Raw genomic sequence first — 24036 nt, 5'->3', positions numbered from 1 at the left:
GATAGAGATCGACTTCTTCAGAAATCATTTAGAATTTACCCCACTTGATGTAAAGAATGTTGGAATAGACTGATTGCAAGAGGAGGGGGAGGTAATGAAATTAAATGCAATGTCCAGGGTGCAGCAGAAATGGCTTTTTCTAATGAAATTTATACTTGCACCCGCGCAAATCGGAAGTGTAACACCAAGTTCCAAGTATCTAGCGCAGAAAATGGTGGATTGCGTCCCATGGAATGAAGTAACGCGGATCGCTGAACTTGGGGCAGGCACAGGAGCGATTACAAAGTATATTCATACGGCAACTTGGGAAGAGATTAGTGTGCTCTTATTTGAAAAAGATGCAGAGATGCGTAGTGAACTCGAACGCCAATACCCTGATTTTCGGTGCTATGAGGATTGTCGCGAACTCATAAAAGTGATGCACAAGGAGCAGATTGATCAACTGGATTGTATTTTCAGTGGACTTCCATTCTTTAACTTTCCACAAGTGATGCGCGATCAGATTCTTGAGCAGATTGTTGGCTCGTTAAGAGATGATGGTTGGTTTATTGCTTTCCAATATTCCAAACAAATGCAGCAGCAACTAATGAAGCATTTTGAAATCGAGATGATTCATTATGTGCTATGGAACTTACCACCTGCCTTTATATATGTGTGTCGGAAGAGGAGAGGAGAAGTGAATCATGAAGAGTAAATTTCATAACTATTTGCCTTTACTTTGGCTCTTGGCCATTCCTATCTTGAATATTTGCTATGGATTTTTGAATCATGGTGGGGTTCAAGTATGGAGTCTGATGACAGCATTTGATCAAAGCATTCCATTCATCCCTGCATTTATTATTCCATATTTACTTTGGTATCCGTTTATCATCGGGATGTTGGTACTCTTTTTTCTGAAGAATAAGACCACCTATTATCTCACACTGTTGTCTTTATGTGTGGGTCTGATTCTATGTTACATCATCTACTATTTCTTCCAAACCACAGTTCCGCGACCACAGATTACGATAGATCATGGTCTACTCGGAACACTCGTTAACTTTGTTTATCAGACTGACGCCCCTTACAATTGTTTCCCTAGTATTCATGTTATGACGAGTTATGTGATATTGAGAGGATTATCGAACTGTCCCCAAATATCAAGAATTATACGTGTGAGCGTTCACATCATGTCTTGGTCGATTATCTTGTCTACCTTATTTGTGAAACAGCACGTGTGGGCGGATATTGTAGGTGCGGTTCTGTTAGTAGAAATCGTGTATTATGCGGTAAGTAAATGGATGCCTGCCAAGCATGAACAAATTTTACGTAAGCAACTGGCTGTTAGAGGAGGGACGAAGGTTGAATTATGACGCGCTCGTATCTGGAATCGAGCAGTTCGGTTATGCGGCATTATTCCTGTTCTTGTGGCTTGGTATTGTAGGAATGCCAATTCCTGATGAGGTCGTCGTGTTGACGGGGGGCGCGCTTACAAGTAGTGGGCTACTGCATGTTGTCCCTGCTTTCTTACTCACTTACTTAGGTGTGATTTCTGGATTATCGCTTGGATATGGACTGGGTCGATTTTTGGGTGCAAAAGTCTTGCTGAAGTTACGACGGAAAAAGAAAATGGGGCGGTATATCTACTTCGCTGAAAGATTGGGAGAAAAATATGGAAGTTATGCACTGTGCATCAGCTATTTTTTTCCGATCATCAGACATCTAATGCCTTACTTGGTTGGCTTGCAGAAAATGAGTTTTCGGCGCTATGCGCTGTTTTCTTACACGACCGGATTTGTTTGGACACTCGCTTATTTTATTGTAGGACGTTTTGTAGGGAATCATGTTCAAGAAGTGGGTGAACTGGTATATAATTACGGAATAAGATTGTTATGGATACCACTTGTGGTTATGGTTATCTTCGTCGTACGTTACTGGTATCAACGACAGAAATTCCAGCAGGGAGGGAGTAATGGATGAATAATACGATATTAGTTGCCGATGATGACCGAGAAATTCGGAATATTCTGCATATTTATTTGCGTAACGAAGGCTATCAGGTACTCGAAGCTGCTGATGGGCTTGAAACCTTACAAGTTCTTCAGAATGAAAAAATAAACTTGATCATCCTTGATATTATGATGCCGAATTTAGATGGAATTAAAGCTTGTCTGAAAATAAGGGAACAATCGAATACGCCGATTATTATGCTCTCCGCCAAACAGGAATACTTAGATAAAATTACAGGATTATCAACAGGTGCAGACGATTATGTGACAAAACCGTTTAATCCACTCGAATTAATAGCCAGAGTTAAAGCACAGCTTAGGCGGCAAAATTACGTTACCTCTCATTCAACCACAGATAACTCCGAAATTTGCATTGATGATCTAGCCCTTTCAATAGACCAACATAAAGTAACCGTTCGAGGTCAAGAAGTCGCGCTGACACCTATCGAATTTTCTATTCTAGAACTGTTAGCTACGCATCGTGGGCAAGTATTTAATATCGATAAAATTTATCGAAAAGTGTGGAAAGACCCTTCCTCTTATTACTCTGAGAATACGATTATGGTTCATATTCGTAATATTCGAGAGAAGATTGAAATTAATCCTAGAGAGCCTCATTACATTAAAACCGTGTGGGGGGTAGGGTATAAGATTGAAAAATAAGGTTTGGGAATTCATCAGCGGGAAGAAAAAAATCCGCATTCGGATGATGTGGATGGTTGTGAGTAGCTTTATGCTAACGTTTATCATCAGCATTTTTATTCCCAATCAAATATCTATCCCCTTGAATGTTGGCGTATTTATTGGTTGCTTTTTATTGATCTATATTGCACTTACACGGCATGTAGTACGATATTTATCGATCGTTGCTGAGGGGGTGATGAAGATCGCTAAGGGAGAATTAGATTATCGTCTACCCTTACTTAGACATGACGAGCTTGGCATTGTAGCATCTAATATTAATCATATGGCTAATCAGCTTCAGGAACAAATGAATCGAGAACGTGAGCTGGAACAATCGAAGATGGAGCTGATCACCTATGTGTCACATGATCTTCGCACTCCTCTTACAAGTATTATTGGATATTTAGATTTGCTGCACTCCCAAACATTTCAGGATGAATCTGAGCGGGAACGTTACTTGGAAAGTGCGATTCATAAGACCCAACAATTAAAGACGTTAATTGATGACTTGTTCGAATACACACGTTTGACATATGGTGAAGTGCGATTGTCTTTTCAAGAAATTGATCTGAACAGTCTACTCGAACAAATGATGTCCGAATTTGAACCGGTTGCCAAGGAACAAGGTGTTTCACTACGTAAAGTAACGGCTTCTGAACCTATTATGCTGTGGATCGATACGGAGAAAATGGTTCGAGCAATCGATAATCTTTTCATGAACGCGCTCAAATTTTCATACAGTCCCGGTGATATTCGAGTGGGGCTTTATAAGCAAGGGAGTCGAGTCACACTTAGTATCGAGAACAATGGAAAACCGATTACCAAGGAACAAGAAGAGCGACTGTTCGAGAGGTTTTATCGATTAGAGCCTGTACGTTCAGATACGTATATGCCCTCGGGTTCGGGACTTGGCCTCACAATTGCGCGTAATATTGTGGAGCTTCACGGTGGACGGATTCAGCTTTTCCATAATAACGGACATTATCAAGTGCGACTGGAATTCGGCAATGTTGGGAAATAAGAAGGCAATTATCGAAAATCGACAATTGCCTTCTTTGTCTGTATTGTAACAATAACCGAGTGATTTCCTATATTTTTCGTATCTTTTGTAAAAATAGCGCTGTCAACAAAATGCTAATCTTATCGATTTTTGCGCTTGCCCGGGAAATGGAATGGTTTATGATAATTGGATTGCATAAAGTTTGAGTTCCTCATCACCTGCTGTAGATGGTATGATTTGCTCAAATTGTAAGCCTAGCTTTTCAAGGAGGTTTCCAGAACGGTCATTATCCAGCGATGTAATGGCAACAATGCGATTTAATCCCTTAACATCTCTACCATAGGTGAGTACACCAGAAGCAGATTCGAAGGCATATCCTTGCCCCCAAAATTTTGGAAGAAAGGCATAACCAATATCGACATCCTCGAGTGAATCTCGTTTAATCAAGCCACATAGACCGATTGGAACAAGGTTTTCTCTGAGTAGAGTCAGATATAGTCCAATCCCAGCACGAGCATACATGGACATAGGTCCATTTACAATATAATCGCGTGCATCTTCGATCGTCCGAATCCCTTTATCGCCAATGAATTGTATCCACGATGGTTCATTCAACAACTCAAAAATAAACGGAGCATCCTCAGTCGTTAGTTGTCTCATCAAGAGACGTTCTGTCTCGATAATAGCCATTACACTCACCACCTTATTGTCATTACAGGGTGTTTTTTACTTCTCATCATCCCATGTTAAAGAATTGATCTTCCATCCATCTTGCGTGTGGATGAATTGAATACTCTTCATGCCTTTTGAATGAAAATAAACGCCTTGGCGCATACCGGATTTTTCATAAAGGCTAAACCGATGTGCGATTTGACCAAAAATCTCGGTTCGTTCAGATAGTTCCTTTTCTTCAAAATCAATTAACGATCCGTCATTTAATAGCTTCTCTCGGGGTTCGATAAACTGCTGCAGGGTGTAAACTTCAGGGGTAGAGTCTGTATTTCTGATGATTATACCGCTTGGAATAAATAGCTCGTGGATCAGATTTACATTGGGCTTGACTCCATCTTTATTCGTAAACACTTGGAAAAAGGATGCTGTTATTGCATCGAGAATCGTTTTGGTAGCTGAAGCTTCCACGTTGTCATCTCCTTTCAATATAAATAATTCCAGATATCTTTCTTTAATCCTATGCCAATGATAAAATGCAATGATATAAAAATTCAGACATCTTGTGAAAGGAGTAGATGAACATGAATAAACATTTATTTTTAATCGGAGGTGGGCCTCCATTTACACCAAAGCTTGCGGGTACGTTCGCAGAATTAACATCTCGTCGAAATGCCCCAGTAGTGGTTTTAATAGTATGGAGGGAAGGTTGGGAGGATTATCAGTCACGTTATACAGAGCAATTAGAGAAGTATGGAGTGGAACAATTCAAGTTTCTTCCACTGCCAATAACACCGATAGACAAAGTTATTCATCATGTTAAACAATGCTCAGGCATCATAATTGGTGGCGGGGACACGAACTTATATGCAGATTATATTGTGGACACACCGATTGGCGGCGCGATAAAGGCAGCGTATGAGCAGGGAATTCCTGTTGCCGGGTTTTCAGCAGGTGCCTTGATTAGTCCAGCACAATGTGTGATTTCGGCAAAGGATAACGACAAAGAGCAGTTTCAACTTAGAAAAGGAATTGGCCTCGTAGAGGATATGGTGCTCGCTGTCCATTTTTCACAATGGGAAGACGAAAGTCACCTTAGACTGGCTGTTCAAACATGCCAGAGCAAAGCTAATTATGGTATTGATGAATGTTCGTGCGTGTATCTGCTTAACGGGCAGCTTGAAAGTACGGAGGCGATGGAAGGGTATGGGGTGTATACGATTGCGAATGACGGGTTGGAGGATGGTTTAAAAGCGACCGGGAAATTGCAACGGTTAGGAATCACAATTGAAGAAATTATTATATTTGATCCCAAACAAGATACGAAATTACTTGATGACTTATCTGAACTCCTCGTCCAAGTTGTAGATAATGGTGCTTCAATTGGCTTTTTGCCCCCACTTGCAAGGGATGAAGCAAGAACATATTGGCAGAATATGATGCAGGCAGGTGTTAAACTTTGGATCGCGAAGAATGAGTGCGATCACATAGTCGGAACGATTCAATTGCATCTTGCTTTGAAAAAGAACGCTCCTCATCGTGCAGAAGTAGCTAAACTAATGGTGCATCCCTCTCATCGTAGGAAAGGAATCGCACAGCAGCTTCTGGATACGATGGAACACAAGGCAAAGGAAGAGAAAAGGAGTCTCCTCATACTCGATACGCGTGAAGGTGATCCATCCAATAAGCTCTATCAATCAAATGGATTCGTTGAAGTAGGCCGGATTCCAGAGTATGTCATTTCAGATAACGGGGAGTACCAAGCAACGGTTTATTATTATAAAAAATTATGATCAAGCAAAAGAAGCTTGGATGTAATCCAGAGCTTCTTTTATTTTTCAATAAATAATTTAACAAACATATTGTCAAATTTCACCTTCGTATGTTAACATACACCGTAATGATAATAATTATCAATCTCAATTAAATTTTAGAGGAGCGTTCCTACACAATGAAACGAATACTTAGAACGAGTGGAATACTAGCAAGTGCAATGATGTTAACTTTAGCAGTGGGCTGTGGTAAACAAGAGGCTGCTTCAAATGTAAAAGAGGTAGCAGGAACAGCAACACCTGCAGCGACTCCAGTTGCGACACAAGCACCTGCAGTTAAAATTGATGAAGAAAAAGCTACTGCTCTACTTGCACAATTTGGTGGGCAGACTCCTAATAAAGTCATTCCAGTCTCTGTTTCATTATCCGAAGTGTTAAACGTACTTGGTGTGAAACCTGTAGGTGTCCCAACTTCAACTGTTGCATTACCTGAAGCATTCAAAGAGATTACGAAAGTCGGTTCTGCTCTAAAGCCCGATATTGAGAAAGTAACAAGCTTACAGCCTGATATCGTAATTGGACCTGCATCCATTAAAGATAGCCTAGAGAAACAATTTAAACCTGCTTCATTAAAAACAGCATACTTACCTTCCGATTCACTTGAAGAGTTAAAATTATCAACAGTCGTTCTAAGTCGCGTTTATAAGAAAGAAAAAGAAGCAAATGATTTCCTAGCTAAGCTTGCTGAACAAGAAGCTGCAAGTGAAGAACAGTCCAAAGGAAAACAATCACCGAAAGTGATGTTCCTATTCGGCTCTGCAGAATCGTTCATGATGATGAATGAGAGTACATTTGCAGGCAGTATAGCGAAAAAGCTGCATGCGACAAACATTGTCTCCGAAGTGCTGAAGTCTAAGGAAACTTACGTTGCTCTAAATATGGAAAATGTGGTTGCGGCTAATCCAGATGTTATTTTACTAGTGGCACATGGTGATCCCGATACAGCAATTAAGAAGTTCGAAGCTGATGTGAAGAAAAACGGTGCTTGGGATAAACTTAATGCCTTTAAGAATGGCAAAGTAAAAGCACTTGATTATAACTTGTTCGGAGTTGCATCTATTGCTAAAGCAGGGGATGCATACAAACAAATGTTTAATTTCTTGTATCAATAATGAGAGTTCAATGCATCCGTTCATTGTTCATAGTCAATAGGGGGAAGACAGATGCTAGCACAGAGTAGGAATAAAGGAATTACGATTGGCATAACATTCATCCTGCTTATCGTTGCTATTATTTTATCGATTGGACTAGGCAGTGTACGGTTTTCTCCAATTGAAATTATTCAAGCCTTGTTCGGTAACGGCGGGGAAGTATCAGATACCATTCTATGGGATATTCGGATTCCTAGGGTATCACTTGCTGTTGTAATTGGTGCGAATCTAGCCATTTCAGGCGCTTTACTACAGGCGGTCATGCACAATCCACTTGCTGACCCTGGATTAACAGGGGTGTCGGGCGGTGCTTCTGTTGCGGTATTGTTCATTTTACTAGCAGCACCAGCGTATACTTCATTCATACCTATTGCTGCAATTGTTGGTGGAAGTGTGGCGGCCATCATGGTATATGCGTTAGCTTGGAAGAACAGAGGCATCACACCGGTACGTGTCATTTTGTCAGGTATCGCTGTGAACTCCGTAGTTGGAGGTATCGTTGGATTACTATCTCTTCTTTACAGCGATAAACTTCCAGGTGCCTTGCAATGGCTGAACGGTAGTATGTCGGGAAAGGGTATGGGCGATGTGAGCGTCATGCTGCCGTACTCGATTATTGGATGGATCGCTGCGATCTTTTGTATTCGTCAAGCCAATATCTTGCGATTAGGCGAACAAGCTGCACTTAATCTAGGTGAAAATATTAATCGCATTCGTATTATTCTGTCTTTTATTGCGGTATATTTAGCTGCTGTATCTGTTTCCACTGTAGGGATGATTGGCTTTGTTGGATTGGTTGTACCGCATATGGCTCGTATGTTTGTAGGATCTGATTACAAGCAGTTATTGCCGATGAGTATTGGGCTCGGAGCACTTGTGCTTCTCGTAGCGGATACGATTGGAAGAACATTCTTCGCTCCACTTGATATTCCTGCTGGTATTGTGATGGCTGTTGCGGGAGGACCTTACTTTTTATATCTCATGAGAAAAGGTGATGTGTAAAATGCTACAAGCCATTGACTTAACGATTAGTTATGACGGTAACACAATCGTAAAGAATGTCACCCTACAAGTGGAAGAAGGAGAGATTGTCTCCATCATCGGACCTAACGGTTCGGGTAAATCAACTTTGCTTAAAGGTATATCTCGTATGATTCCATGTGAAAGTGGTCGTGTATGTATCGCAGGACAAGAATTGCAGTCTATGCATACAAAGCGCATTTCACAAATGATGTGCATTTTATGCCAATCGAATCAGACTCCTGCAGACATGACGGTCGAGGAGCTTGTCTCTTACGGTCGTTTTCCTCATAAAAAATGGTACGAACGTCTATCCAGCAGTGACTATGAAATTATCGACTGGGCAATTGAACAGACAGGGCTTTCTACTTATCGAAAACGTCTCGTCAAATCATTATCAGGTGGAGAAGGACAACGCGCTTGGATCGCTATGGCATTAGCACAACGTCCTAAGGTGCTCTTACTCGATGAACCGACAACTTATTTGGATATCGCACATCAATTAGAAGTACTTGAGCTTGTGCGTACACTTAATAAAGAGTTAGGGATTACTGTTATTATGGTTCTTCATGATCTTAATCAAGCTAGTACGTACAGTGATCGCATCTGTGTGATTCGCAATGGCCAAGTAGCTTTATCTGGTAAACCAAGCGATGTACTCACACATGATATGATTCGAGATGTGTATGGGGTGGAAGCGGAAGTAGCGTACATTCATGGCTCTGAATCGCCTCGCATTCATCCACTTCGTAAAGCTCAAGCTAATTAACTAGGGGGAATAGCAATGAAACCAATCGACACAGCAACAATGAAAGTAAAATTCCAAGCATTCATGGAAAGCCGCAAGACACTTATGATCAGCAGCTTGGATGAAGAAGGAGCTCCTTTTATCAGCTACGCGCCATTTGTTCATTTAGATGGCCATCTATATATTTACATCAGTAAAATTTCCGATCATTTCCGCTATGTAGAAGAAAATGATCGTGTTCATGTGATGATGATCGCTGACGAATCGGAGACTCCGAATGCATTTGCTCGTGAGCGCGCTCGTTATGCGTGTGCAACAGAGAACCTAGGAAATGAAGGGAACGAAGAGGTTTTCGAAAAATTTAACGCGAAATTCAGCGACAAAATGATGAATATGCTGCGTGGACTTGATTTCTCCTTGTTCAAGTTAACTCCACTTACAGGACGCTTTGTTGTAGGCTTTGGTCAAGCGTTCGATGTGGACATCACAGGTGAGAAATTCGAACACGTTGTTGTAGATCGCAAAGATAAGTAAGGTAAAAAATGGAGGTGGGTATTACGATGTCTTTTGAAGCGGTATATCCAGTATGGCGAACAGTAAGGGATCGTTTTCAGAAATCGATGCAATCCATCAAGGAAGAGGAACTGCAGTTGCGCCTTTCGCCTGAGACTTTATCTATCGGCTATATTCTAAGACATAATGCAGAGGTTGAGTATATGTTTGCGGAGTGGTTTTTTAACAAAAAAGCCCCAGAGGATGTTACTTACTTGACGACTGAGCCAGATAAAGGAGGTCATGCATATGGGAATGTTCAGGAATTGCTTACTTTCCTTGAAGCGGCGGATCTCTATTTATCATCAGCGATGAAGGAACTGCCTGAAGCAGCGTGGGATGAGCCTGTATCTTCACCAATTGGATCTTCAACACCGCGCGAAGCGTTAGGTCGTGTTCTGTATCATGCTGGATTGCATGGAGGTCAAGTATCGCTTATTCGTAAATGTGCGGTTCAACCTGCTAATTCATAATCGATCATAAGGTAAAAGAAAGGGAGTATGCGTTATCGCATACTCCTTTTTGCTAGGTCATTAGATTATACTTTTTGCATTTTTGCAGGGTTGTTGATTTTATATGGAACGGGATGTTTTGTCAGCTTCTTCGCAACAATTTTACACTCGAAAGTGATGGTGTCACCGACTACTAGTTCTAACTTCTTAAGCGTATTACTATGACTGGACCAAGCCGTACCAATTTCAGTCTCGGGATCAAGGATCGTTACGGATTCATAGATAATTACTTCATCATCATTGTCTGAGAAATGGTTCGGTACAGTCGTAAACTCTTGAACAATGGCACGCATCTTCACTTTTTCTTCTGGAAGTTGTAGCTTGGGAGCTTTTTCTTTCTTCACATTCGAAGCGTTCTTTTTAGCGGCAGGTTCTCCGACGATCGGCTGAGCAGGGATGGACTCAGCAGTAGGCATATCCTCGCTAACTTGACCCTCTTCATCTGATTCTTGAGTATCTTCTGCAGCTACAACCTGTCTTTGACTATAATTAGCGGCTTGCATTTCCTTAAGATAGGAAGGGTGGATGCAGTGCAGCTGATTGTTATCGAGCTCAATAACCGCGGTTGTATTATCAACGAATCCAATGATATGGCAAGGGACTTGCAACCCTTTTCCTTTATAGTAAAAAGTTTTGGTCTTAGCTGCTTTACTGGATACTAAGCCCCATTCTTTACATTTATCTAATTGCTCCGCTTCGCTCTCGAAGGTATGGTATGAACTTGGTGTAATGAAAAATGGTTGTATCATGATAACTGCTCCGCCTTTCATTTATAAGGTTAATCTTCAACAATCAGGACAACAGGGCAGTGATCACTGCCTAAGATATGAGCGTCAATATGAGCATCTATAAGCTTAGGGCCAAGTCTCTTTGAAGCAAGGAAATAATCGATCCGCCAGCCGACATTGCGTTCCCTTACCTTAGGCATATTGGACCACCATGAGAAGGCATCCGTTTTATCTGGGTAGAAGTATCTGAATGTATCAATAAATCCACTATCGAGCAGATCGGTCATTTTTCCACGTTCTTCATCTGTGAACCCTGAATTACCCCGATTAGGTTTCGCATTCTTAATATCGATTTCTTGATGGGCGACATTCAGATCGCCACACACGATAACCGGTTTATGCTCGTCCAACTGGAGAAGATAATTGCGGAATCGATCTTCCCATTCCATCCGGTATTCCAGTCTAGACAGATCACGCTTCGCGTTCGGAGTGTAAACGGTAACCATATAGAAGCTATCGAATTCTAGTGTGATGATTCGCCCTTCAGGCTCGGAATCCTCTTCTATTCCATAGCGCACAGATAACGGTTTTATTTTCGAAAAAATAGCTGTTCCCGAATATCCCTTCTTGATGGCGTAATTCCAATATTGGGCGTATGTATCTCCATAATCTAGATCGATCTGACCTTCTTGCAATTTCACTTCCTGTAAGCAGAAGATGTCAGCATCCACACTTGCAAAATAGTCATTGAAACCCTTGTTCACACAAGCTCTTAATCCATTAACGTTCCAAGATACTAACTTCATAATTTTCAACTCCTGCTATCTTCAATCATCTCTTCATACGTAGTATATCATTATCGATATGACGCACCAAATCATTCAAAACTGATGATATAATGAAGGAAAAGAATTGATTGATTCAAAGGAGTGTAGTTATGAATGATTCTTCAGTGGGTACGATACATCAATTAACAAGATATCCTGTCAAATCAATGGCGGGTCAGCCTATAGACCAGACTTACATAGCTAAATATGGCTTATATGGAGATCGATCTCATGCGTTTATCGATCCAACCAAGGAAGGATGGAATCGTTATATTACCGCAAGAAAGTTCCCTCAGATGCTCGGGTATCAAGCAAAACTTCATGAAGCAAGTACTGGAAATGAGCTACATACAACAAATGAATTCCCGCCTGTACATATTACATCACCTGATGGCCGCGAACTCCGCTGGGATGAGACATTGCTGCAAGAGATGCAGATGTACTCAGATCGTACCCTGACGATGATTCATCATCAACCCGATAGTCAAGAGCTGCTAGCTGTAGATTCAGGCGGTATCTTGATTATTAGTGATCGTTCATTACGAAAATTGGAGAACCTTGTTGGGAGCGATGTCGATCCGCGCCGCTTTCGCGCCAATATGTTACTGACACTATATGATACGGCTGAAGATGAAACGAACTGGATTGGTAAAAAGCTTCGTATAGGTGAGTGTCGATTAGAAGTCATCGAGCCATGCGAACGTTGTATGTTGATCACCATCGATCCAGATACGTATGAGCGCAACGTGAATATTTTGAAAAAAGTAAATCAAGAAATGAACCTTCAATTCGGCGTCTATGCAAATGTGATTGAAGTTGGTGATGTGCGTATTGGGGATGAAGTATACCTAGAAAACGAGGTAAATTTGGTTATCAGCTAACGATTTGAGAAGAAAAAAGACTGTGGCTCTAGGAAATCTAGGGCTATTTTTGTGCGTAAAATTAACAAATAATTATTATCAGAAAATTATGAAATATTCATTGCAGACCTTTGGGACGCATACTATAATGAAAGCGTAATCACTATTATCGAATGGCGTTCGACATTATCGAACAAAAGGAGGGTGCATGAGCGAAAAATTAATTCAATCTGTGGAACGTGCTGTCGACATTCTGGAGTTATTCTCGCTAACTGAATCTGAACTCAGTGTAAAAGAAATCAGCAGCCGATTGAAATTGTCGAAAAGTACCGTGCATGGATTGATCAAGACACTGGAACACAGAGGTTACTTAGAACAAAAGCTAACAGACCAGAAATACAGATTGGGATTGCGGTTGTTTGAGCTAGGAAACTTAGTGGGTGGTGGAATGGAACTTCGTAAGGTTGCCTCTCCAATTATTCAAGACTTAGTAGAGAAATTACACGAAACCGTTCATATGGTTGTTCATGATAAAGACGAAGTTGTTTACGTAGAAAAGCTAGAGGGACCTGGATCACTTCGGATGTATTCCATGGTTGGTAAACGAGCACCGATGTACTGTACCGGAGTCGGCAAGGCCATGTTAGCGTATTTTGAGGAATCTGCCATTGATCGGATTTTACATGAAGTTGAATTAAAGAAATTTACACCCTACACCTTGGATACATTAGATGAGATTAAACAAGAATTACGGAAAATTCGAGATCAGGGTTATGCCATAGACGATGAAGAAATTGAGATTGGTCTTAAATGTGTGGCAGCTCCAATTTTCAATCATGAAGGCAAGGTGATTGCATCGATTAGCTGTGCAGGGCCTAAGCTTCGCTTTACGGAGGAACAAACAGAGCTAGTCATTCGTGAAGTGAAAAGTGCAGGACTCGAAGTATCTCGAAAGCTTGGTTATCGTGTATAAAACCGAAGGAGCGTGTTTATAGTGAGCAAAGTATCGCTGCCAATTAATCTGTGGGATTTTATTAATGAACATAAGGATAGCTTGAGACCGCCGGTTAATAACAAAGTCATATGGAAAGATGCGGAACTTATGGTGATGGTAGTAGGTGGACCGAACAAGCGCCGTGATTTCCACGTGGATCCATCCGAAGAAATTTTCTACCAATTAAAAGGATCTTGTTATGTTGAAATTATTAACGAAGAAGGCAATCGTCAAGTTATAACTGTCAACGAAGGCGAAATGTTCTTACTTCCAGCTAACGTACCTCATTCCCCACACCGCGTTCCGGATACAATTGGATTAGTGATTGAAAGAAATAGAGCGGAAGGTGAGCTTGAAGACTTCGTATGGTTCTGTGAAAAATGTGACCACGAAATGCACCGTGAGCGCGTTCAACTTGTCGATATTGAAAAGCAGGTGAAAGAAGCCATTCACGGATTCAATACGAACCTTGAATTACGTACATGTAAGAACTGCAACCATGTCGCATTAGAGGAAGTGTCCGAATGGCAACCCGCGTAGATTTCCATACGCACATCATACCCGAACAATTACCTGATTTTGCAAGTAAGTTTGGTGGCAACCGTTGGCCTACCATCGAAAAAACATGTTCGTGTGGTGCTAACATCATGGTAGAAGGTAACGTATTCCGCCAAATCACAGATCAGTGTTGGGACTCGAATAAACGCATTGAAGATATGGTAAGTGAGGGCGTTGATATGCAAGTACTGTCGCCGATCCCCGTTACCTTCTCTTACTGGGCACCCAAAGAAGCTGTGGATGAAATGGCTCGTTTGCAAAACGATTTCATCGCAAATACGGTTCGTGCGAACCCAACTCGATTTATTGGTCTAGGTACAGTTCCTTTGCAAGATGTAGAGTCTTCAATTCGTGAGATGGATCGTTGTATGCATGAGCTTGGGCTACATGGAATCGAGATTGGAACGAATGTAAATGGGATGAACTTGGATGATCCCTCCTTGCTGCCTTTTTTTGAAATGTGTGAGAAATGGGAAGTACCGCTTTTTATCCATCCATGGGAAACGCTTGGTCGCGATAGAATGCCTCGTCACAACTTTATGTACACGGTCGGTATGCCAAGTGAAACAGCGCTTGCAGCAGCAAGTCTCGTTGGTGGCGGTGTCATTGAAAAGTTCCCGAACTTGAAAGTGTGCTTCGCACACGGCGGAGGTTCTTTCCCATTTATTTTGCCAAGGCTTGATCAAGGTTGGAAGGTGTGGCCACACTTGCGTGTGACTGAACATCCACCTAGTTCCTATACGAAGAACTTTTACTTTGATTCATTAAATTATGATCCAATAAACATGAAATTGATGATTGAACGATTCGGTGTCGACAAGATTGTGATGGGTACGGATTATCCGTTTCCACTTCGTGAATTACCGCCAGGTAAAGTCATTTATGATACACCAGGACTATCGAGTGAGCAAAAAGCAGCGATGTTAGGCGGAAATGCTTTGGAATTCTTGAAGTGGAAGATGTAAGAAGGATAGCTAGCCAAAAAGGAGATACGGCGATGATCGAACAAACGTTAACACCTGAACAAAGAATCCGAAAGCTCGGACTTGAGCTTTCTAATCCTCGTCAACCGATTGGCAACTATGTACCCTGTGTAAGAACAGGCAATTTGATATTTACAGCAGGTCAGGGTGTTGATCAATACAAAGGTAAATTAGGACGCGATCTCACATTAGAAGAAGGTTATCTAGCTTCTCGTCAATCGATGCTGAACCTTCTGAGTGCAGTAAAAGCGGAAATTGGTGAGTTAAGTAAAGTGAAACGTGTCGTGAAGATATTAGGTTTTGTAAATTCCACAGAAGTCTTCACTGATCAACCCAAAGTCATGAACGGTGCATCTGATTTGTTAGTTGCTGTTTTCGGAGACAAAGGTAGACACGGTCGTTCCGCAGTTGGAATGGCGCAGCTGCCAAATAACACGGCAATCGAGATCGAGATGATTTTGGAGATCGAGGAGTAAGCGGGAGGTTACCATGACAGGTCCAGTCAAACAAGCGAAATTATTTATCAATGGGGAATATCAGGATGCGCTTTCTGGCAAAACGTTTGATTCGATCAATCCGGCTACGAACGAGAAGCTAGCAGACGTTGGTTGTGCAGATGAGCGAGATGTAAATCGTACGATTGAAGCTGCACAGGCTGCTTTTGAAAGCGGTGTATGGACGAAGAAGTCGGTGGATAAGCGTTCTGAAATCCTATGCCGGATGTCCGATCTTATACTTGAGCGTGTGGAAGAACTTGCTCGTGTAGAGACAATGGACGTTGGTAAACCAATTAAAGAAAGCTTAGGTTTCGATATTCCTCGTGCAGCACAAAACCTGCGTTTCTTTGCGGAAATGGCGAAGTATGTGAATCATGAGCACTATGATAAAGGCAGCTACAGTTCTTACACGAAATATGCGCCGGCAGGTGTAACAAGCTTGATTATTCCGTGGAACTTGCCTTTCATGCAAATGACTTGGAAAGCATCTGCAGCACTTGCAGCAGGAAACTCCGTAGTTGTGAAACCAGCCTCCTACACACCACTAAGTGCGCTTATGCTTGGTGAAATTGCAAATGAAGCGGGTCTTCCTCCAGGTGTATTGAACATTTTAACAGGACCTGGCAGCACAGTAGGTACGGCAATGACGACGCATGAGCACGTACGCCGAATTTCTTTTGTAGGGGAAACGAGTACAGGTAAGACGATCATGCGCAATGCTGCATCGCAGTTAATACCGGTTTCACTTGAGCTCGGTGGCAAATCAGCCAACATCGTCTTTGAAGATGCAGATCTGGATGAAGCCATTGCAGGTTCAATTGAGGCCATATTCCGAAATCAAGGCGAAATCTGCTTAGCTGGCTCTCGTTTACTTGTACAAGATACGGTCTATGAGAAATTTCTTGAAAAATTCGTAGCAGCAACGAAGAAAATCAAGGTTGGTGATCCACTTGACCCAACGACAGATATGGGTGCGCTCGTATCCAAAGGGCATCTTGAGGTGGTAGAAAGCTATGTGGAAATCGGCCTGTCCGAAGGTGCGAAATTGGCACATGGCGGCAAGCGTGTTGCAGGTATGGAGAAAGGTAATTTCTACGAGCCGACGGTTCTATACGATGTGGATAACAAGATGCGCGTGGCGCAAGAAGAAATTTTTGGCCCCGTTATCGTGATTATTCCATTTAAGACAGAAGATGATGCCATTCGTATCGCGAATGATTCGATTTATGGTTTAGCAGGTGTCGTGTGGACAAATGATCTCAGACGCGCTCACCGTGTAGCAGCTTCAGTTAACTCTGGTTTACTGTGGATCAATTGCTGGTATATTCGCGATTTGCGAACACCATTTGGTGGATCGAAGCAAAGTGGTATTGGACGTGAAGGCGGACGTCATAGCTTTGAGTTCTATACCGAAGCGAAGACAATTACGATGAAATTATAGTGAAGTCTGAACGGATAAAGGATGGTTTGAGTATGGAACACATAAGAGAAATTACACTGCAATTGTTAGATGCTGAGAAAAGCTGTCGGCCCATACAGCCGATTACATCACGTTACGGGGGCTTACATGTCGAAGATGCCTATCAAATTCAACTTCAAATCTTGGATGTAAAGCTTCAAAGCGGCAGAGTCGTTATCGGTAAAAAAGTAGGACTTACGAGCAAAGCCATGCAAACGATGCTCGGCGTAAATGAACCTGATTATGGTCACTTACTTGATGATATGGTTGTACAAAATAATGGTACTGTCGAAGTTAGCAGCTTACTTTCACCCAAAGTAGAAGCAGAAATTGGTTTCGTACTAAAAAGTGATCTTGTGGGTCCGAATGTGAACTATTTGGATGTACTTCTGGCAACGGATTATGTTGTACCCACGATTGAAATTATAGATAGCCGTATTGCGGATTGGAAAATCAAGCTCGAGGATACCGTTGCGGATAACGGTTCTTCTGCACTTGTCGTTGTGGGTGATCATAAGACATCTATTGCTGGGTTGGATCTGAGAACGGTAGGGATGGCCCTTTTCCAAAATGATATAGAAGTGGGTAACGGAGCAGGAGCAGCAGCACTTGGTCATCCAGCACATGCCATAGCTTGGCTTGCCAATAAGCTTCATGAATTTGGAATTAGCTTGAAAGCGGGAGAGCTCATTTTACCAGGTGCACTTAGTGGAGCTGTTGCTGTGAAACAAGGAGATGCGGTAACGGCGAGGTTTGAAACAATGGGGTCAGTAAGCGTGACATTTGTATAGAGGGGGACTTCCTGTGAACAAAATCAAGGCAGCGATCTTAGGTTCCGGTAATATTGGAACAGATCTCATGTACAAGTTGGAACGTTGTGAGCATATCGATCTTACTGCGATGATCGGGATCGATCCAGACTCCGATGGATTAAAGCGTGCAGAGGATCGAGGATACGAGATATTTTCAAATGGTATTCAAGCGATTATCGATCAACCTGATCTTGCAGATATTGTCTTCGATGCAACTTCGGCAAAAGCGCATGTTCGTCATGCAAAAGTACTGAAAGAGCTAGGAAAAGTCGCAATTGACTTGACTCCTGCAGCAAGAGGTCCATTCGTAAGTCCAGCTGTTAATCTGGATGCACTGCTTCAATTGGAAACATCGAATCTAAATTTAATTACTTGCGGTGGGCAAGCAACCATTCCAATCGTTCATTCCATTAACAAAGTGGCTGATGTGTCCTATGCAGAGATCGTGGCAACCATTGCGAGTAAAAGTGCTGGTCCTGGAACAAGAGCGAATATCGATGAATTCACAGTGACAACTCGTCAGGGTCTGGAGCAAATTGGTGGAGCAGATGAGGGGAAAGCCCTTATTATTTTGAACCCTGCTGAACCTCCTATTTTGATGCGCGATACGATTTACTGTGAAGTGAAGCATATGGACGAAGCCGCAATTGTGACATCCATTCATGACATGCTAGAGCAAATTCGTCAGTATGTACCGGGCTATCGATTAAAGCAGGAGCCATTGTTCGAAGGCAATCGTGTAACCGTATTCGTAGAAGTAGAAGGAGCTGGCGATTATTTTCCGCCTTATGCAGGCAATCTGGACATTATGACAGCTGCTGCAGCAAAAGTAGGCGAGCAAATCGCATGTCACTTATTGGATGGGAGGGGAGTTAATCTTGGAACGTAATAGCGATAAGCCGATCCGTATAACGGATGTTTGTTTACGTGATGGTAGTCATGTCGTCGCTCACCAATTCACTGTAGAACAAGTGCAGACGGTTGCAGGAGCGCTTGATGATGCAGGTGTACATTATATCGAAGTTAGCCATGGCGACGGGCTTGGGGGCTCAACCATTCAGTATGGACGCTCGTTGGTTAATGAAATGAAATTAATTGAAGCAGCAGTTGCTTCGTGTAAACAAGCCAAAGTGGCTGTGCTGTTAATCCCTGGCGTGGGAACCGTTCACGAATTGAAACAAGCGCATCAGCTAGGCGCAGGACTTGTTCGGGTTGCTACACATGTGACCGAGGCGGATGTTTCTGCTCAACACATCCATATGGCTCGTGAACTTGGAATGGAAGTGTGCGGTTTCTTGATGATGGGTCACTCTGCGCCTGTAGAAAAGCTCGTGGAACAAGCGAAGTTAATGCAAAGTTATGGCGCAGAAGCGGTATATTTAACGGACTCCGCAGGAGCATTACTCCCTGAGCAAGTGCATGAACGTGTTAAAGCGCTTCGTCAGTCTTTGGATATTGAAATTGGTTTCCATGCGCATAACAATTTGTCGGTAGCGGTAGCGAATACCATTGTTGCGATTGAAGAAGGAGCGACTCGTATTGATGGTAGCTTGCGTTGTCTAGGTGCGGGTGCAGGTAACGCACAGACTGAAGTATTAATTGCAGTTCTAGATCGTTTGGGCATGAATGTTGGGATTGATCTTTACAAAATGATGGATATTGCAGAAGACATAGTAGGTCCAATGCTTCCACAATCTCAGGAAATTCGAAAAGGCAGTCTGGTGATGGGCTATGCAGGCGTATACTCCAGCTTTCTCTTACATGCAGAAAGAGCGGGTAAACGCTTTGGCATCGATCCTCGGGATATTTTACTTGAAGTGGGTCGCCGTAAGGCGGTTGGCGGACAAGAAGATATGATCATCGACGTAGCATCCGAGCTTGCACAGCTTAAGAAAGTGAGGGTATAGCAGATGGAATGGACACAAGAATTAAAACAAGAACTTGCGGATTGGCTCCTATCTGCCGAACTGGAAAAACGTGAGGTGGAGAAAATCACTTCTCGCTATCCAGAACTCCCCATTGAAGTTGCTTATGATATTCAGCGGCTGCTTATCGCCAGTAAAGAGCAAGCAGGTGAGCGCTGCATCGGTTTAAAGCTTGGTTTAACAAGCAAAGCGAAGCAGCAGATGATGGGTGTGCACGAAGTGATCTATGGTTATTTGACCGACGATATGCTCGCTACGGAATGGGAGCCAACTCCTTACGAGCGGTTCATTCACCCGAAAGCCGAACCAGAAATTGCTTTTCTGATCGGTGAAGATTTGCAAGGAACGAATATGACCGCAGATGATGTGATGCGCGCGACAGCTTATGTTGCGCCTGCGATTGAAATTATAGACAGCCGTTATGAGAATTTCCGTTTTACACTCCCTGATGTTGTAGCAGATAATTGCTCCTCAACTAGTTTTGTAGTGGGGAACACTTGGGTCGCACCAGATGCAGTCGACTTATCTCTAGTAGGCGTTGTGATGTCGAAGAATGGTCTTGTTCAAACAACTGGATCAGGTGCAGCTGTACTGGGTCATCCGGCTGAAGCAGTAGCCTGGGCAGTGAATAAGCTAGGTGAACGTGGTCTCGGTCTGAAAAAAGGCCAGATTATCCTAAGCGGTGCTATAACAGAAGCGATCTCATTCGCAGCAGGTGACAATGTACTCGTTCAAATAGGCGGAATGGGAAGCGTGACATTCGTATGCCGATAGTGCAAATCTCCATACTTGAAGGCAGAGAAAAGCATCAAGTTGCAGGTTTAATTGCCGAAGTAACGGACGCTGTCGTCAATAGTCTACTAGTTAAAAAAGAACAAGTACGTGTGCTCGTGACCGAAATTCCTGCTTCCCATTGGGGGGCAGGGGGTGTCACGAAAGATCAGTAATCTTAAGTGATCAGGCTTATGCTAGCAAGAAGGGATTGAAGGTAATGGGTTCTAAACTTGGAAAATTACCTCGTGAAGTTATACGGATACAATATGGGGACAATGAGAATCAATTTGGTGATCTGAGGCTGCCGCAAGGTGAAGGGCCATTTCCCGTTGCTATTGTTATTCACGGGGGGTTCTGGAAAGCAAAGTACAATCTAGATCACATCAATCCATTAGCAGATGCACTGACTAATCAGGGGATCGCGACATGGAATATTGAGTATCGTCGAGTTGGGCATGAAGGTGGCGGTTGGCCAGGAACATTTCTAGATTGCTCGCTTGCTTCGGATTATGTTCGAACATTAGCTGAGACGTACCCGCTTGATCTTAATCGGGTAGCTACAATAGGACATTCGGCGGGTGGACATCTAGCAATTTGGCTTGCAGCGAGAAACAATTTGCCTGTAGACAGTGTGCTTCGCGCAGCAATCGAGCCTTTGCAATTAAAAGGTGCGATTAGTCTAGCTGGGGTTTGTGATCTTGCCTTAATGCAAGAAGTGCATCATTTGGAAGACGTGATATCGGATACGAATAATAATCCAACACGTGACTTGATGAATGGAACACCAGATGGGCAAATGACTCGATATGCAGAAGGCTCTCCTATTGAGCTTTTGCCTATAGGTGTTCCGCTTTTAATCATACATGGTGCACTGGATATTAACGTTCCGATTGGTATTAGCGATCATTTTTTGCAAGCTGCACAAGCTGCAGGGGATTCGGTTACTTATATCACTTTTCCAAGAGGCGATCACTATAAATTGATTGATCCGAAGACGGATGAAGGCTTGCTTGTTGTGGAATCAACGGTTATACTGCTCCAAGAAGAAATTTAATAAAGACTCGGTGACGATTCTCCGAGCCTCCGAAAGCATCGGGACAGTTTCTCCAATTGTGGAGGGACTGTCCCTTTTTTCAACAATTTTCGATCATAAATTCAGTAAAATGCAGGGATTCTTTAACAGGAATGGAATAAGAAAAGGGGATTGCATTAAGTGATAGAAGTTAAGGATATACGAATTATTCGGTCCTGAACGTGTTCAATTTGATGAGAACTTAATTATGGAAGTCACGTTTATTCGAAAATGGTTTCCCTGTGATGCTCTGTCTGCCAAGGTAATGAGAGAGAAGAGAGAACAATTCTCAAAGTTGATGACCCTAAGAGGATTTAGTTCCAAGACTAAAAAAGCTTATGAAGGTCATGTCAGGAGATTCTGTCAAACGCATGCGGAAGTGTTTTTCCATTTAAAAGAGGATGATGTACAAACGTATCTCCTTCGTTTATTTGAGCAAGACTTCTCTCATTCGTATATGAATCAGGTGATCAGTGCACTGAAGCTTTTTCTGGGCAAGGCTTGTGGTCGTCCTGAACTGATCATGAAAATTCCAAGAAGCAAGAAAGAAAAAAAGCTGCCTGCTGTTCTATCTGTTGATGAAGTATTGCGTTTATTAGCTGCTATACCGAACATAAAGCACAAGACGATTCTGATGTTGACTTACTCGTCTGGTTTAAGAATTGGTGAAGTGGTTCGACTAAAGCTGCATGATCTTGATCATCAGCGATTGATTGTACATATCAGGCAGGGTAAGGGTAGAAAAGATCGTGTCACCGTCTTGTCCCGTCAAGCCGTCGAGATGATCCGTGTTTATGTAGAGAGGGAACGTCCCTTCGATTGGTTGTTCCCTGGGGCAGAGCGTGATCGCCCAATCACTGAACGTAGTGTACAGAGAGTATTTGAAAGTGCACGTGAAACGGCAGATATTAAGAAAGCTGCAACCGTACATACGCTTCGTCATTCGTTCGCAACGCATTTACTAGAAGCAGGTACGGACCTGCGTTATATTCAAGAGCTACTGGGTCATGAGAATATCAAGACTACACAGATTTATACACACGTGAGTATTAAGGATGCGCGAAAAGTGATGAGCCCACTCGATCGGATTATGATGAGTAAGGACGACGGGAATCCATCTACGGATGGGAAATAAAGCGACATGTGTCGCAGATTTTATGTTATAAGAAATCCCCGCAAAGATTAAATTGAAGGTGAATCTGAATGAATGAAATTAGTTCTATAATAAAGAAGATTGATTTAGCAGCAACCCAAAAGAATTATAAGGAATTAGAAGATCTAATCAATTCAATGGAACTTACAGAACAATTAGGAATACATAGCTTATTGAATAGATCTACAATTAAAGTAATAACCGATAATAAGGATATAATTAATGTTCATTCTAGTGCAAAGGAGCATATTATTTGGTTCTATTTTAATAACTTGCTCTGGTCCGGCGAAGTGCTAGATCAATTAATAGACATTTATAAGGAAGAGCACTATCTTGCTCTAGAAAGTATAGTAATAAGTGCAATAAAATCTGATGAAATAGAATTAAATCAAATAAGCAAATTGGAAAGTACATTTAATTCAAAGGAATTTATAAAGCAAATTGAAAGATGGAAGCAGAGAAATGGTATAGATTAAGCAACGAAGGCGGGGACATCTTATAACATTATATTCACGCTGCGGTCGCTTTCGCTCCCTTGGTCCGCCCGAGGAATTTCGGGGAAGCGTGGTCAGGCGAACAACCCTGCGAGACTAACTGCGCAAGCGCAGCCGGCGACATTCGTCGCCTTAAGCCTCTCGGGTTCGTGAATACACAAACGTTAACTGAAACCTCTGAGATCATGATATAAAAAGATGTAAGGGGAAAGAAGATTATGAAATGAATTGGAATTAATTATAATAACGTGGAATGACATGAAATCAGAAGTAAATCCAATAGTCGCGAGGCAATCCGAGGAAATGAGTAAACCCCTTCGATGTCGCGACTCTTTTTATAAAGATGAGGAAAAATAAGAGCACAGGAAGATATTATGGGATATACTACCATAGAAGAACGATAGTGAAGAATACATAGAAGTTATGTTTAACCCATATTAAAGAATGAAACCAAAGTAAATTAAAGAACATGTTGAAGATCATTAAAGAAATGAAGCGAATTTTGATCGAAATTCAGGAAGTCAGAGGCATCAGTTAACATCGTATCTACACTGCGGGACATGCGTCCCTTGGTCTGCCTGAGGAATTTCGAGGAAGTGGAATCAGGCAGACAACCCTGCGAGGCTAAGTTTTCGACCCAGTCGCTTCGCTCCTTTAAGCCTCTCGGGTTCGTAAATACACAAACGTTATAGGAAATCAGCGAACATCATAAAAACACTGTTGACATTAAGATCTGACGGGAGG

General features: G+C 42.3%; 29 protein-coding genes. 25 read left to right on the top strand and 4 right to left on the bottom strand.

The window, feature by feature from the left end:
* Window positions 1-94 precede the first annotated feature (94 nt).
* The 5 genes from ACSBOP_RS12150 to ACSBOP_RS12130 are packed head-to-tail and all read left to right on the top strand — an operon-like array spanning window position 95 to window position 3693.
* Window positions 95-694 carry a class I SAM-dependent methyltransferase gene (locus tag ACSBOP_RS12150; RefSeq protein WP_442600802.1) on the top strand — a complete coding sequence of 200 codons (600 nt, stop codon included), beginning with the start codon at window positions 95-97 and terminating at the stop codon, window positions 692-694.
* A complete protein-coding gene (locus tag ACSBOP_RS12145) occupies window positions 684-1352 on the top strand; it encodes a phosphatase PAP2 family protein (protein WP_442600801.1) in 669 nt (222 codons plus the stop codon). The genes ACSBOP_RS12150 and ACSBOP_RS12145 overlap by 11 nt, the downstream gene beginning before the upstream one ends.
* Window positions 1342-1959, top strand: coding sequence for a DedA family protein (locus tag ACSBOP_RS12140; protein WP_442600800.1), 618 nt, complete (start codon window positions 1342-1344; stop codon window positions 1957-1959). The genes ACSBOP_RS12145 and ACSBOP_RS12140 overlap by 11 nt, the downstream gene beginning before the upstream one ends.
* Window positions 1956-2651, top strand: a complete 696-nt coding sequence (locus tag ACSBOP_RS12135) for a response regulator transcription factor (protein WP_442600799.1) — start codon at window positions 1956-1958, stop codon at window positions 2649-2651. The genes ACSBOP_RS12140 and ACSBOP_RS12135 overlap by 4 nt, the downstream gene beginning before the upstream one ends.
* Window positions 2641-3693: a HAMP domain-containing sensor histidine kinase gene (locus ACSBOP_RS12130; RefSeq protein WP_442600798.1), complete on the top strand. Its 1053-nt coding sequence runs from the start codon at window positions 2641-2643 to the stop codon at window positions 3691-3693. Before ACSBOP_RS12135 ends, ACSBOP_RS12130 begins: the two co-directional genes overlap by 11 nt.
* A 156-nt stretch (window positions 3694-3849) precedes the next feature.
* On the opposite strand, the gene ACSBOP_RS12125 is transcribed toward ACSBOP_RS12130, so the two are convergent.
* Together ACSBOP_RS12125 and ACSBOP_RS12120 are read right to left on the bottom strand one after the other, a co-directional pair.
* On the bottom strand, window positions 3850-4362 hold the full coding sequence (locus tag ACSBOP_RS12125) for a GNAT family N-acetyltransferase (protein WP_442600797.1): 513 nt from the start codon (window positions 4360-4362) through the stop codon (window positions 3850-3852).
* Between the two features lie 36 nt (window positions 4363-4398).
* Window positions 4399-4812 carry a hypothetical protein gene (locus tag ACSBOP_RS12120; RefSeq protein ID WP_442600796.1) on the bottom strand — a complete coding sequence of 138 codons (414 nt, stop codon included), beginning with the start codon at window positions 4810-4812 and terminating at the stop codon, window positions 4399-4401.
* Window positions 4813-4925: 113 nt separating this feature from the next.
* Here ACSBOP_RS12120 and ACSBOP_RS12115 point away from each other — a divergent pair, with 113 nt between their 5' ends.
* The 6 genes from ACSBOP_RS12115 (at window position 4926) to ACSBOP_RS12090 (ending at window position 10117) form a co-directional block, all read left to right on the top strand.
* Window positions 4926-6134 (top strand): GNAT family N-acetyltransferase, encoded by a 1209-nt coding sequence (locus tag ACSBOP_RS12115; RefSeq protein ID WP_442600795.1) that lies wholly within the window; start codon window positions 4926-4928, stop codon window positions 6132-6134.
* A gap of 158 nt (window positions 6135-6292) precedes the next feature.
* Window positions 6293-7285: an ABC transporter substrate-binding protein gene (locus tag ACSBOP_RS12110; RefSeq protein WP_442600794.1), complete on the top strand. Its 993-nt coding sequence runs from the start codon at window positions 6293-6295 to the stop codon at window positions 7283-7285.
* A 51-nt stretch (window positions 7286-7336) separates the two neighbouring features.
* Complete coding sequence (locus ACSBOP_RS12105) at window positions 7337-8326, top strand: FecCD family ABC transporter permease (RefSeq protein WP_442600793.1); 990 nt, start codon at window positions 7337-7339, stop codon at window positions 8324-8326.
* A gap of 1 nt (window position 8327) precedes the next feature.
* Window positions 8328-9113 (top strand): ABC transporter ATP-binding protein, encoded by a 786-nt coding sequence (locus tag ACSBOP_RS12100; protein ID WP_442604458.1) that lies wholly within the window; start codon window positions 8328-8330, stop codon window positions 9111-9113.
* Window positions 9114-9128: 15 nt separating this feature from the next.
* Entirely contained in the window at window positions 9129-9626 is a 498-nt protein-coding gene (locus ACSBOP_RS12095; RefSeq protein ID WP_442600792.1) for a HugZ family pyridoxamine 5'-phosphate oxidase, read from the top strand.
* 26 nt (window positions 9627-9652) lie between these two features.
* On the top strand, window positions 9653-10117 hold the full coding sequence (locus tag ACSBOP_RS12090; protein WP_442600791.1) for a DinB family protein: 465 nt from the start codon (window positions 9653-9655) through the stop codon (window positions 10115-10117).
* Between the two features lie 65 nt (window positions 10118-10182).
* Here the strand turns inward: ACSBOP_RS12090 and ACSBOP_RS12085 are convergent, their stop codons facing one another.
* Window positions 10183-10905, bottom strand: coding sequence for a hypothetical protein (locus ACSBOP_RS12085; protein ID WP_442600790.1), 723 nt, complete (start codon window positions 10903-10905; stop codon window positions 10183-10185).
* A gap of 29 nt (window positions 10906-10934) precedes the next feature.
* The gene (locus ACSBOP_RS12080) at window positions 10935-11690 is read right to left on the bottom strand and encodes an exodeoxyribonuclease III (protein ID WP_442600789.1); all 756 of its coding nucleotides are present in this window, start codon (window positions 11688-11690) and stop codon (window positions 10935-10937) included.
* Window positions 11691-11821: 131 nt separating this feature from the next.
* Between ACSBOP_RS12080 and ACSBOP_RS12075 the strand changes: the two genes are divergently transcribed.
* From ACSBOP_RS12075 to ACSBOP_RS12010, 14 genes are all read left to right on the top strand, one after another.
* Window positions 11822-12592 carry an MOSC domain-containing protein gene (locus tag ACSBOP_RS12075; protein WP_442600788.1) on the top strand — a complete coding sequence of 257 codons (771 nt, stop codon included), beginning with the start codon at window positions 11822-11824 and terminating at the stop codon, window positions 12590-12592.
* Window positions 12593-12779: 187 nt separating this feature from the next.
* Entirely contained in the window at window positions 12780-13544 is a 765-nt protein-coding gene (locus tag ACSBOP_RS12070) for an IclR family transcriptional regulator (RefSeq protein WP_442600787.1), read from the top strand.
* Between the two features lie 21 nt (window positions 13545-13565).
* Entirely contained in the window at window positions 13566-14105 is a 540-nt protein-coding gene (locus tag ACSBOP_RS12065; protein WP_442600786.1) for a 3-hydroxyanthranilate 3,4-dioxygenase, read from the top strand.
* Window positions 14090-15088, top strand: a complete 999-nt coding sequence (locus tag ACSBOP_RS12060) for an amidohydrolase family protein (RefSeq protein ID WP_442600785.1) — start codon at window positions 14090-14092, stop codon at window positions 15086-15088. Before ACSBOP_RS12065 ends, ACSBOP_RS12060 begins: the two co-directional genes overlap by 16 nt.
* A gap of 32 nt (window positions 15089-15120) precedes the next feature.
* Window positions 15121-15582, top strand: a complete 462-nt coding sequence (locus ACSBOP_RS12055; RefSeq protein WP_442600784.1) for a RidA family protein — start codon at window positions 15121-15123, stop codon at window positions 15580-15582.
* Between the two features lie 13 nt (window positions 15583-15595).
* Complete coding sequence (locus ACSBOP_RS12050; protein WP_442600783.1) at window positions 15596-17044, top strand: aldehyde dehydrogenase; 1449 nt, start codon at window positions 15596-15598, stop codon at window positions 17042-17044.
* 32 nt (window positions 17045-17076) lie between these two features.
* Window positions 17077-17853 (top strand): 2-keto-4-pentenoate hydratase, encoded by a 777-nt coding sequence (locus tag ACSBOP_RS12045; protein WP_442600782.1) that lies wholly within the window; start codon window positions 17077-17079, stop codon window positions 17851-17853.
* A gap of 13 nt (window positions 17854-17866) precedes the next feature.
* Window positions 17867-18763, top strand: coding sequence for an acetaldehyde dehydrogenase (acetylating) (locus tag ACSBOP_RS12040; RefSeq protein WP_442600781.1), 897 nt, complete (start codon window positions 17867-17869; stop codon window positions 18761-18763).
* Window positions 18753-19781: a 4-hydroxy-2-oxovalerate aldolase gene (gene dmpG / locus ACSBOP_RS12035; protein ID WP_442600780.1), complete on the top strand. Its 1029-nt coding sequence runs from the start codon at window positions 18753-18755 to the stop codon at window positions 19779-19781. Before ACSBOP_RS12040 ends, dmpG begins: the two co-directional genes overlap by 11 nt.
* Window positions 19782-19784: 3 nt before the next feature.
* A complete protein-coding gene (locus ACSBOP_RS12030; protein WP_442600779.1) occupies window positions 19785-20573 on the top strand; it encodes a 2-keto-4-pentenoate hydratase in 789 nt (262 codons plus the stop codon).
* The gene (locus ACSBOP_RS12025; protein ID WP_442600778.1) at window positions 20564-20746 is read left to right on the top strand and encodes a 4-oxalocrotonate tautomerase; all 183 of its coding nucleotides are present in this window, start codon (window positions 20564-20566) and stop codon (window positions 20744-20746) included. Before ACSBOP_RS12030 ends, ACSBOP_RS12025 begins: the two co-directional genes overlap by 10 nt.
* A gap of 44 nt (window positions 20747-20790) precedes the next feature.
* Entirely contained in the window at window positions 20791-21627 is an 837-nt protein-coding gene (locus ACSBOP_RS12020; RefSeq protein ID WP_442600777.1) for an alpha/beta hydrolase family protein, read from the top strand.
* A gap of 226 nt (window positions 21628-21853) precedes the next feature.
* Window positions 21854-22780, top strand: coding sequence for a site-specific tyrosine recombinase/integron integrase (xerA, locus tag ACSBOP_RS12015; protein WP_442600776.1), 927 nt, complete (start codon window positions 21854-21856; stop codon window positions 22778-22780).
* Between the two features lie 68 nt (window positions 22781-22848).
* Window positions 22849-23274, top strand: a complete 426-nt coding sequence (locus tag ACSBOP_RS12010) for a hypothetical protein (protein WP_442600775.1) — start codon at window positions 22849-22851, stop codon at window positions 23272-23274.
* Window positions 23275-24036 lie beyond the last annotated feature (762 nt).

The organism is Paenibacillus sp. KN14-4R, from assembly GCF_052180255.1.
Lineage (GTDB): Bacteria > Bacillota > Bacilli > Paenibacillales > NBRC-103111 > Paenibacillus_AM.
This window is presented reverse-complemented; position numbering and strand designations above follow the sequence as displayed.

What these genes read in the sequence shown, in the direction of transcription:
- ACSBOP_RS12150 (WP_442600802.1), top strand. Translation starts at nt 95, where the DNA reads ATGAAATTAAATGCAATGTCCAGGGTGCAGCAGAAATGGCTTTTTCTA.
- ACSBOP_RS12145 (WP_442600801.1), top strand. Translation starts at nt 684, where the DNA reads ATGAAGAGTAAATTTCATAACTATTTGCCTTTACTTTGGCTCTTGGCC.
- ACSBOP_RS12135 (WP_442600799.1), top strand. Translation starts at nt 1,956, where the DNA reads ATGAATAATACGATATTAGTTGCCGATGATGACCGAGAAATTCGGAAT.
- ACSBOP_RS12125 (WP_442600797.1), bottom strand. Translation starts at nt 4,362, where the DNA reads ATGGCTATTATCGAGACAGAACGTCTCTTGATGAGACAACTAACGACT.
- ACSBOP_RS12115 (WP_442600795.1), top strand. Translation starts at nt 4,926, where the DNA reads ATGAATAAACATTTATTTTTAATCGGAGGTGGGCCTCCATTTACACCA.
- ACSBOP_RS12110 (WP_442600794.1), top strand. Translation starts at nt 6,293, where the DNA reads ATGAAACGAATACTTAGAACGAGTGGAATACTAGCAAGTGCAATGATG.
- ACSBOP_RS12105 (WP_442600793.1), top strand. Translation starts at nt 7,337, where the DNA reads ATGCTAGCACAGAGTAGGAATAAAGGAATTACGATTGGCATAACATTC.
- ACSBOP_RS12100 (WP_442604458.1), top strand. Translation starts at nt 8,328, where the DNA reads ATGCTACAAGCCATTGACTTAACGATTAGTTATGACGGTAACACAATC.
- ACSBOP_RS12095 (WP_442600792.1), top strand. Translation starts at nt 9,129, where the DNA reads ATGAAACCAATCGACACAGCAACAATGAAAGTAAAATTCCAAGCATTC.
- ACSBOP_RS12090 (WP_442600791.1), top strand. Translation starts at nt 9,653, where the DNA reads ATGTCTTTTGAAGCGGTATATCCAGTATGGCGAACAGTAAGGGATCGT.
- ACSBOP_RS12085 (WP_442600790.1), bottom strand. Translation starts at nt 10,905, where the DNA reads ATGATACAACCATTTTTCATTACACCAAGTTCATACCATACCTTCGAG.
- ACSBOP_RS12080 (WP_442600789.1), bottom strand. Translation starts at nt 11,690, where the DNA reads ATGAAGTTAGTATCTTGGAACGTTAATGGATTAAGAGCTTGTGTGAAC.
- ACSBOP_RS12075 (WP_442600788.1), top strand. Translation starts at nt 11,822, where the DNA reads ATGAATGATTCTTCAGTGGGTACGATACATCAATTAACAAGATATCCT.
- ACSBOP_RS12070 (WP_442600787.1), top strand. Translation starts at nt 12,780, where the DNA reads ATGAGCGAAAAATTAATTCAATCTGTGGAACGTGCTGTCGACATTCTG.
- ACSBOP_RS12060 (WP_442600785.1), top strand. Translation starts at nt 14,090, where the DNA reads ATGGCAACCCGCGTAGATTTCCATACGCACATCATACCCGAACAATTA.
- ACSBOP_RS12055 (WP_442600784.1), top strand. Translation starts at nt 15,121, where the DNA reads ATGATCGAACAAACGTTAACACCTGAACAAAGAATCCGAAAGCTCGGA.
- ACSBOP_RS12050 (WP_442600783.1), top strand. Translation starts at nt 15,596, where the DNA reads ATGACAGGTCCAGTCAAACAAGCGAAATTATTTATCAATGGGGAATAT.
- ACSBOP_RS12045 (WP_442600782.1), top strand. Translation starts at nt 17,077, where the DNA reads ATGGAACACATAAGAGAAATTACACTGCAATTGTTAGATGCTGAGAAA.
- ACSBOP_RS12030 (WP_442600779.1), top strand. Translation starts at nt 19,785, where the DNA reads ATGGAATGGACACAAGAATTAAAACAAGAACTTGCGGATTGGCTCCTA.
- ACSBOP_RS12025 (WP_442600778.1), top strand. Translation starts at nt 20,564, where the DNA reads ATGCCGATAGTGCAAATCTCCATACTTGAAGGCAGAGAAAAGCATCAA.
- ACSBOP_RS12020 (WP_442600777.1), top strand. Translation starts at nt 20,791, where the DNA reads ATGGGTTCTAAACTTGGAAAATTACCTCGTGAAGTTATACGGATACAA.
- xerA (WP_442600776.1), top strand. Translation starts at nt 21,854, where the DNA reads ATGGAAGTCACGTTTATTCGAAAATGGTTTCCCTGTGATGCTCTGTCT.
- ACSBOP_RS12010 (WP_442600775.1), top strand. Translation starts at nt 22,849, where the DNA reads ATGAATGAAATTAGTTCTATAATAAAGAAGATTGATTTAGCAGCAACC.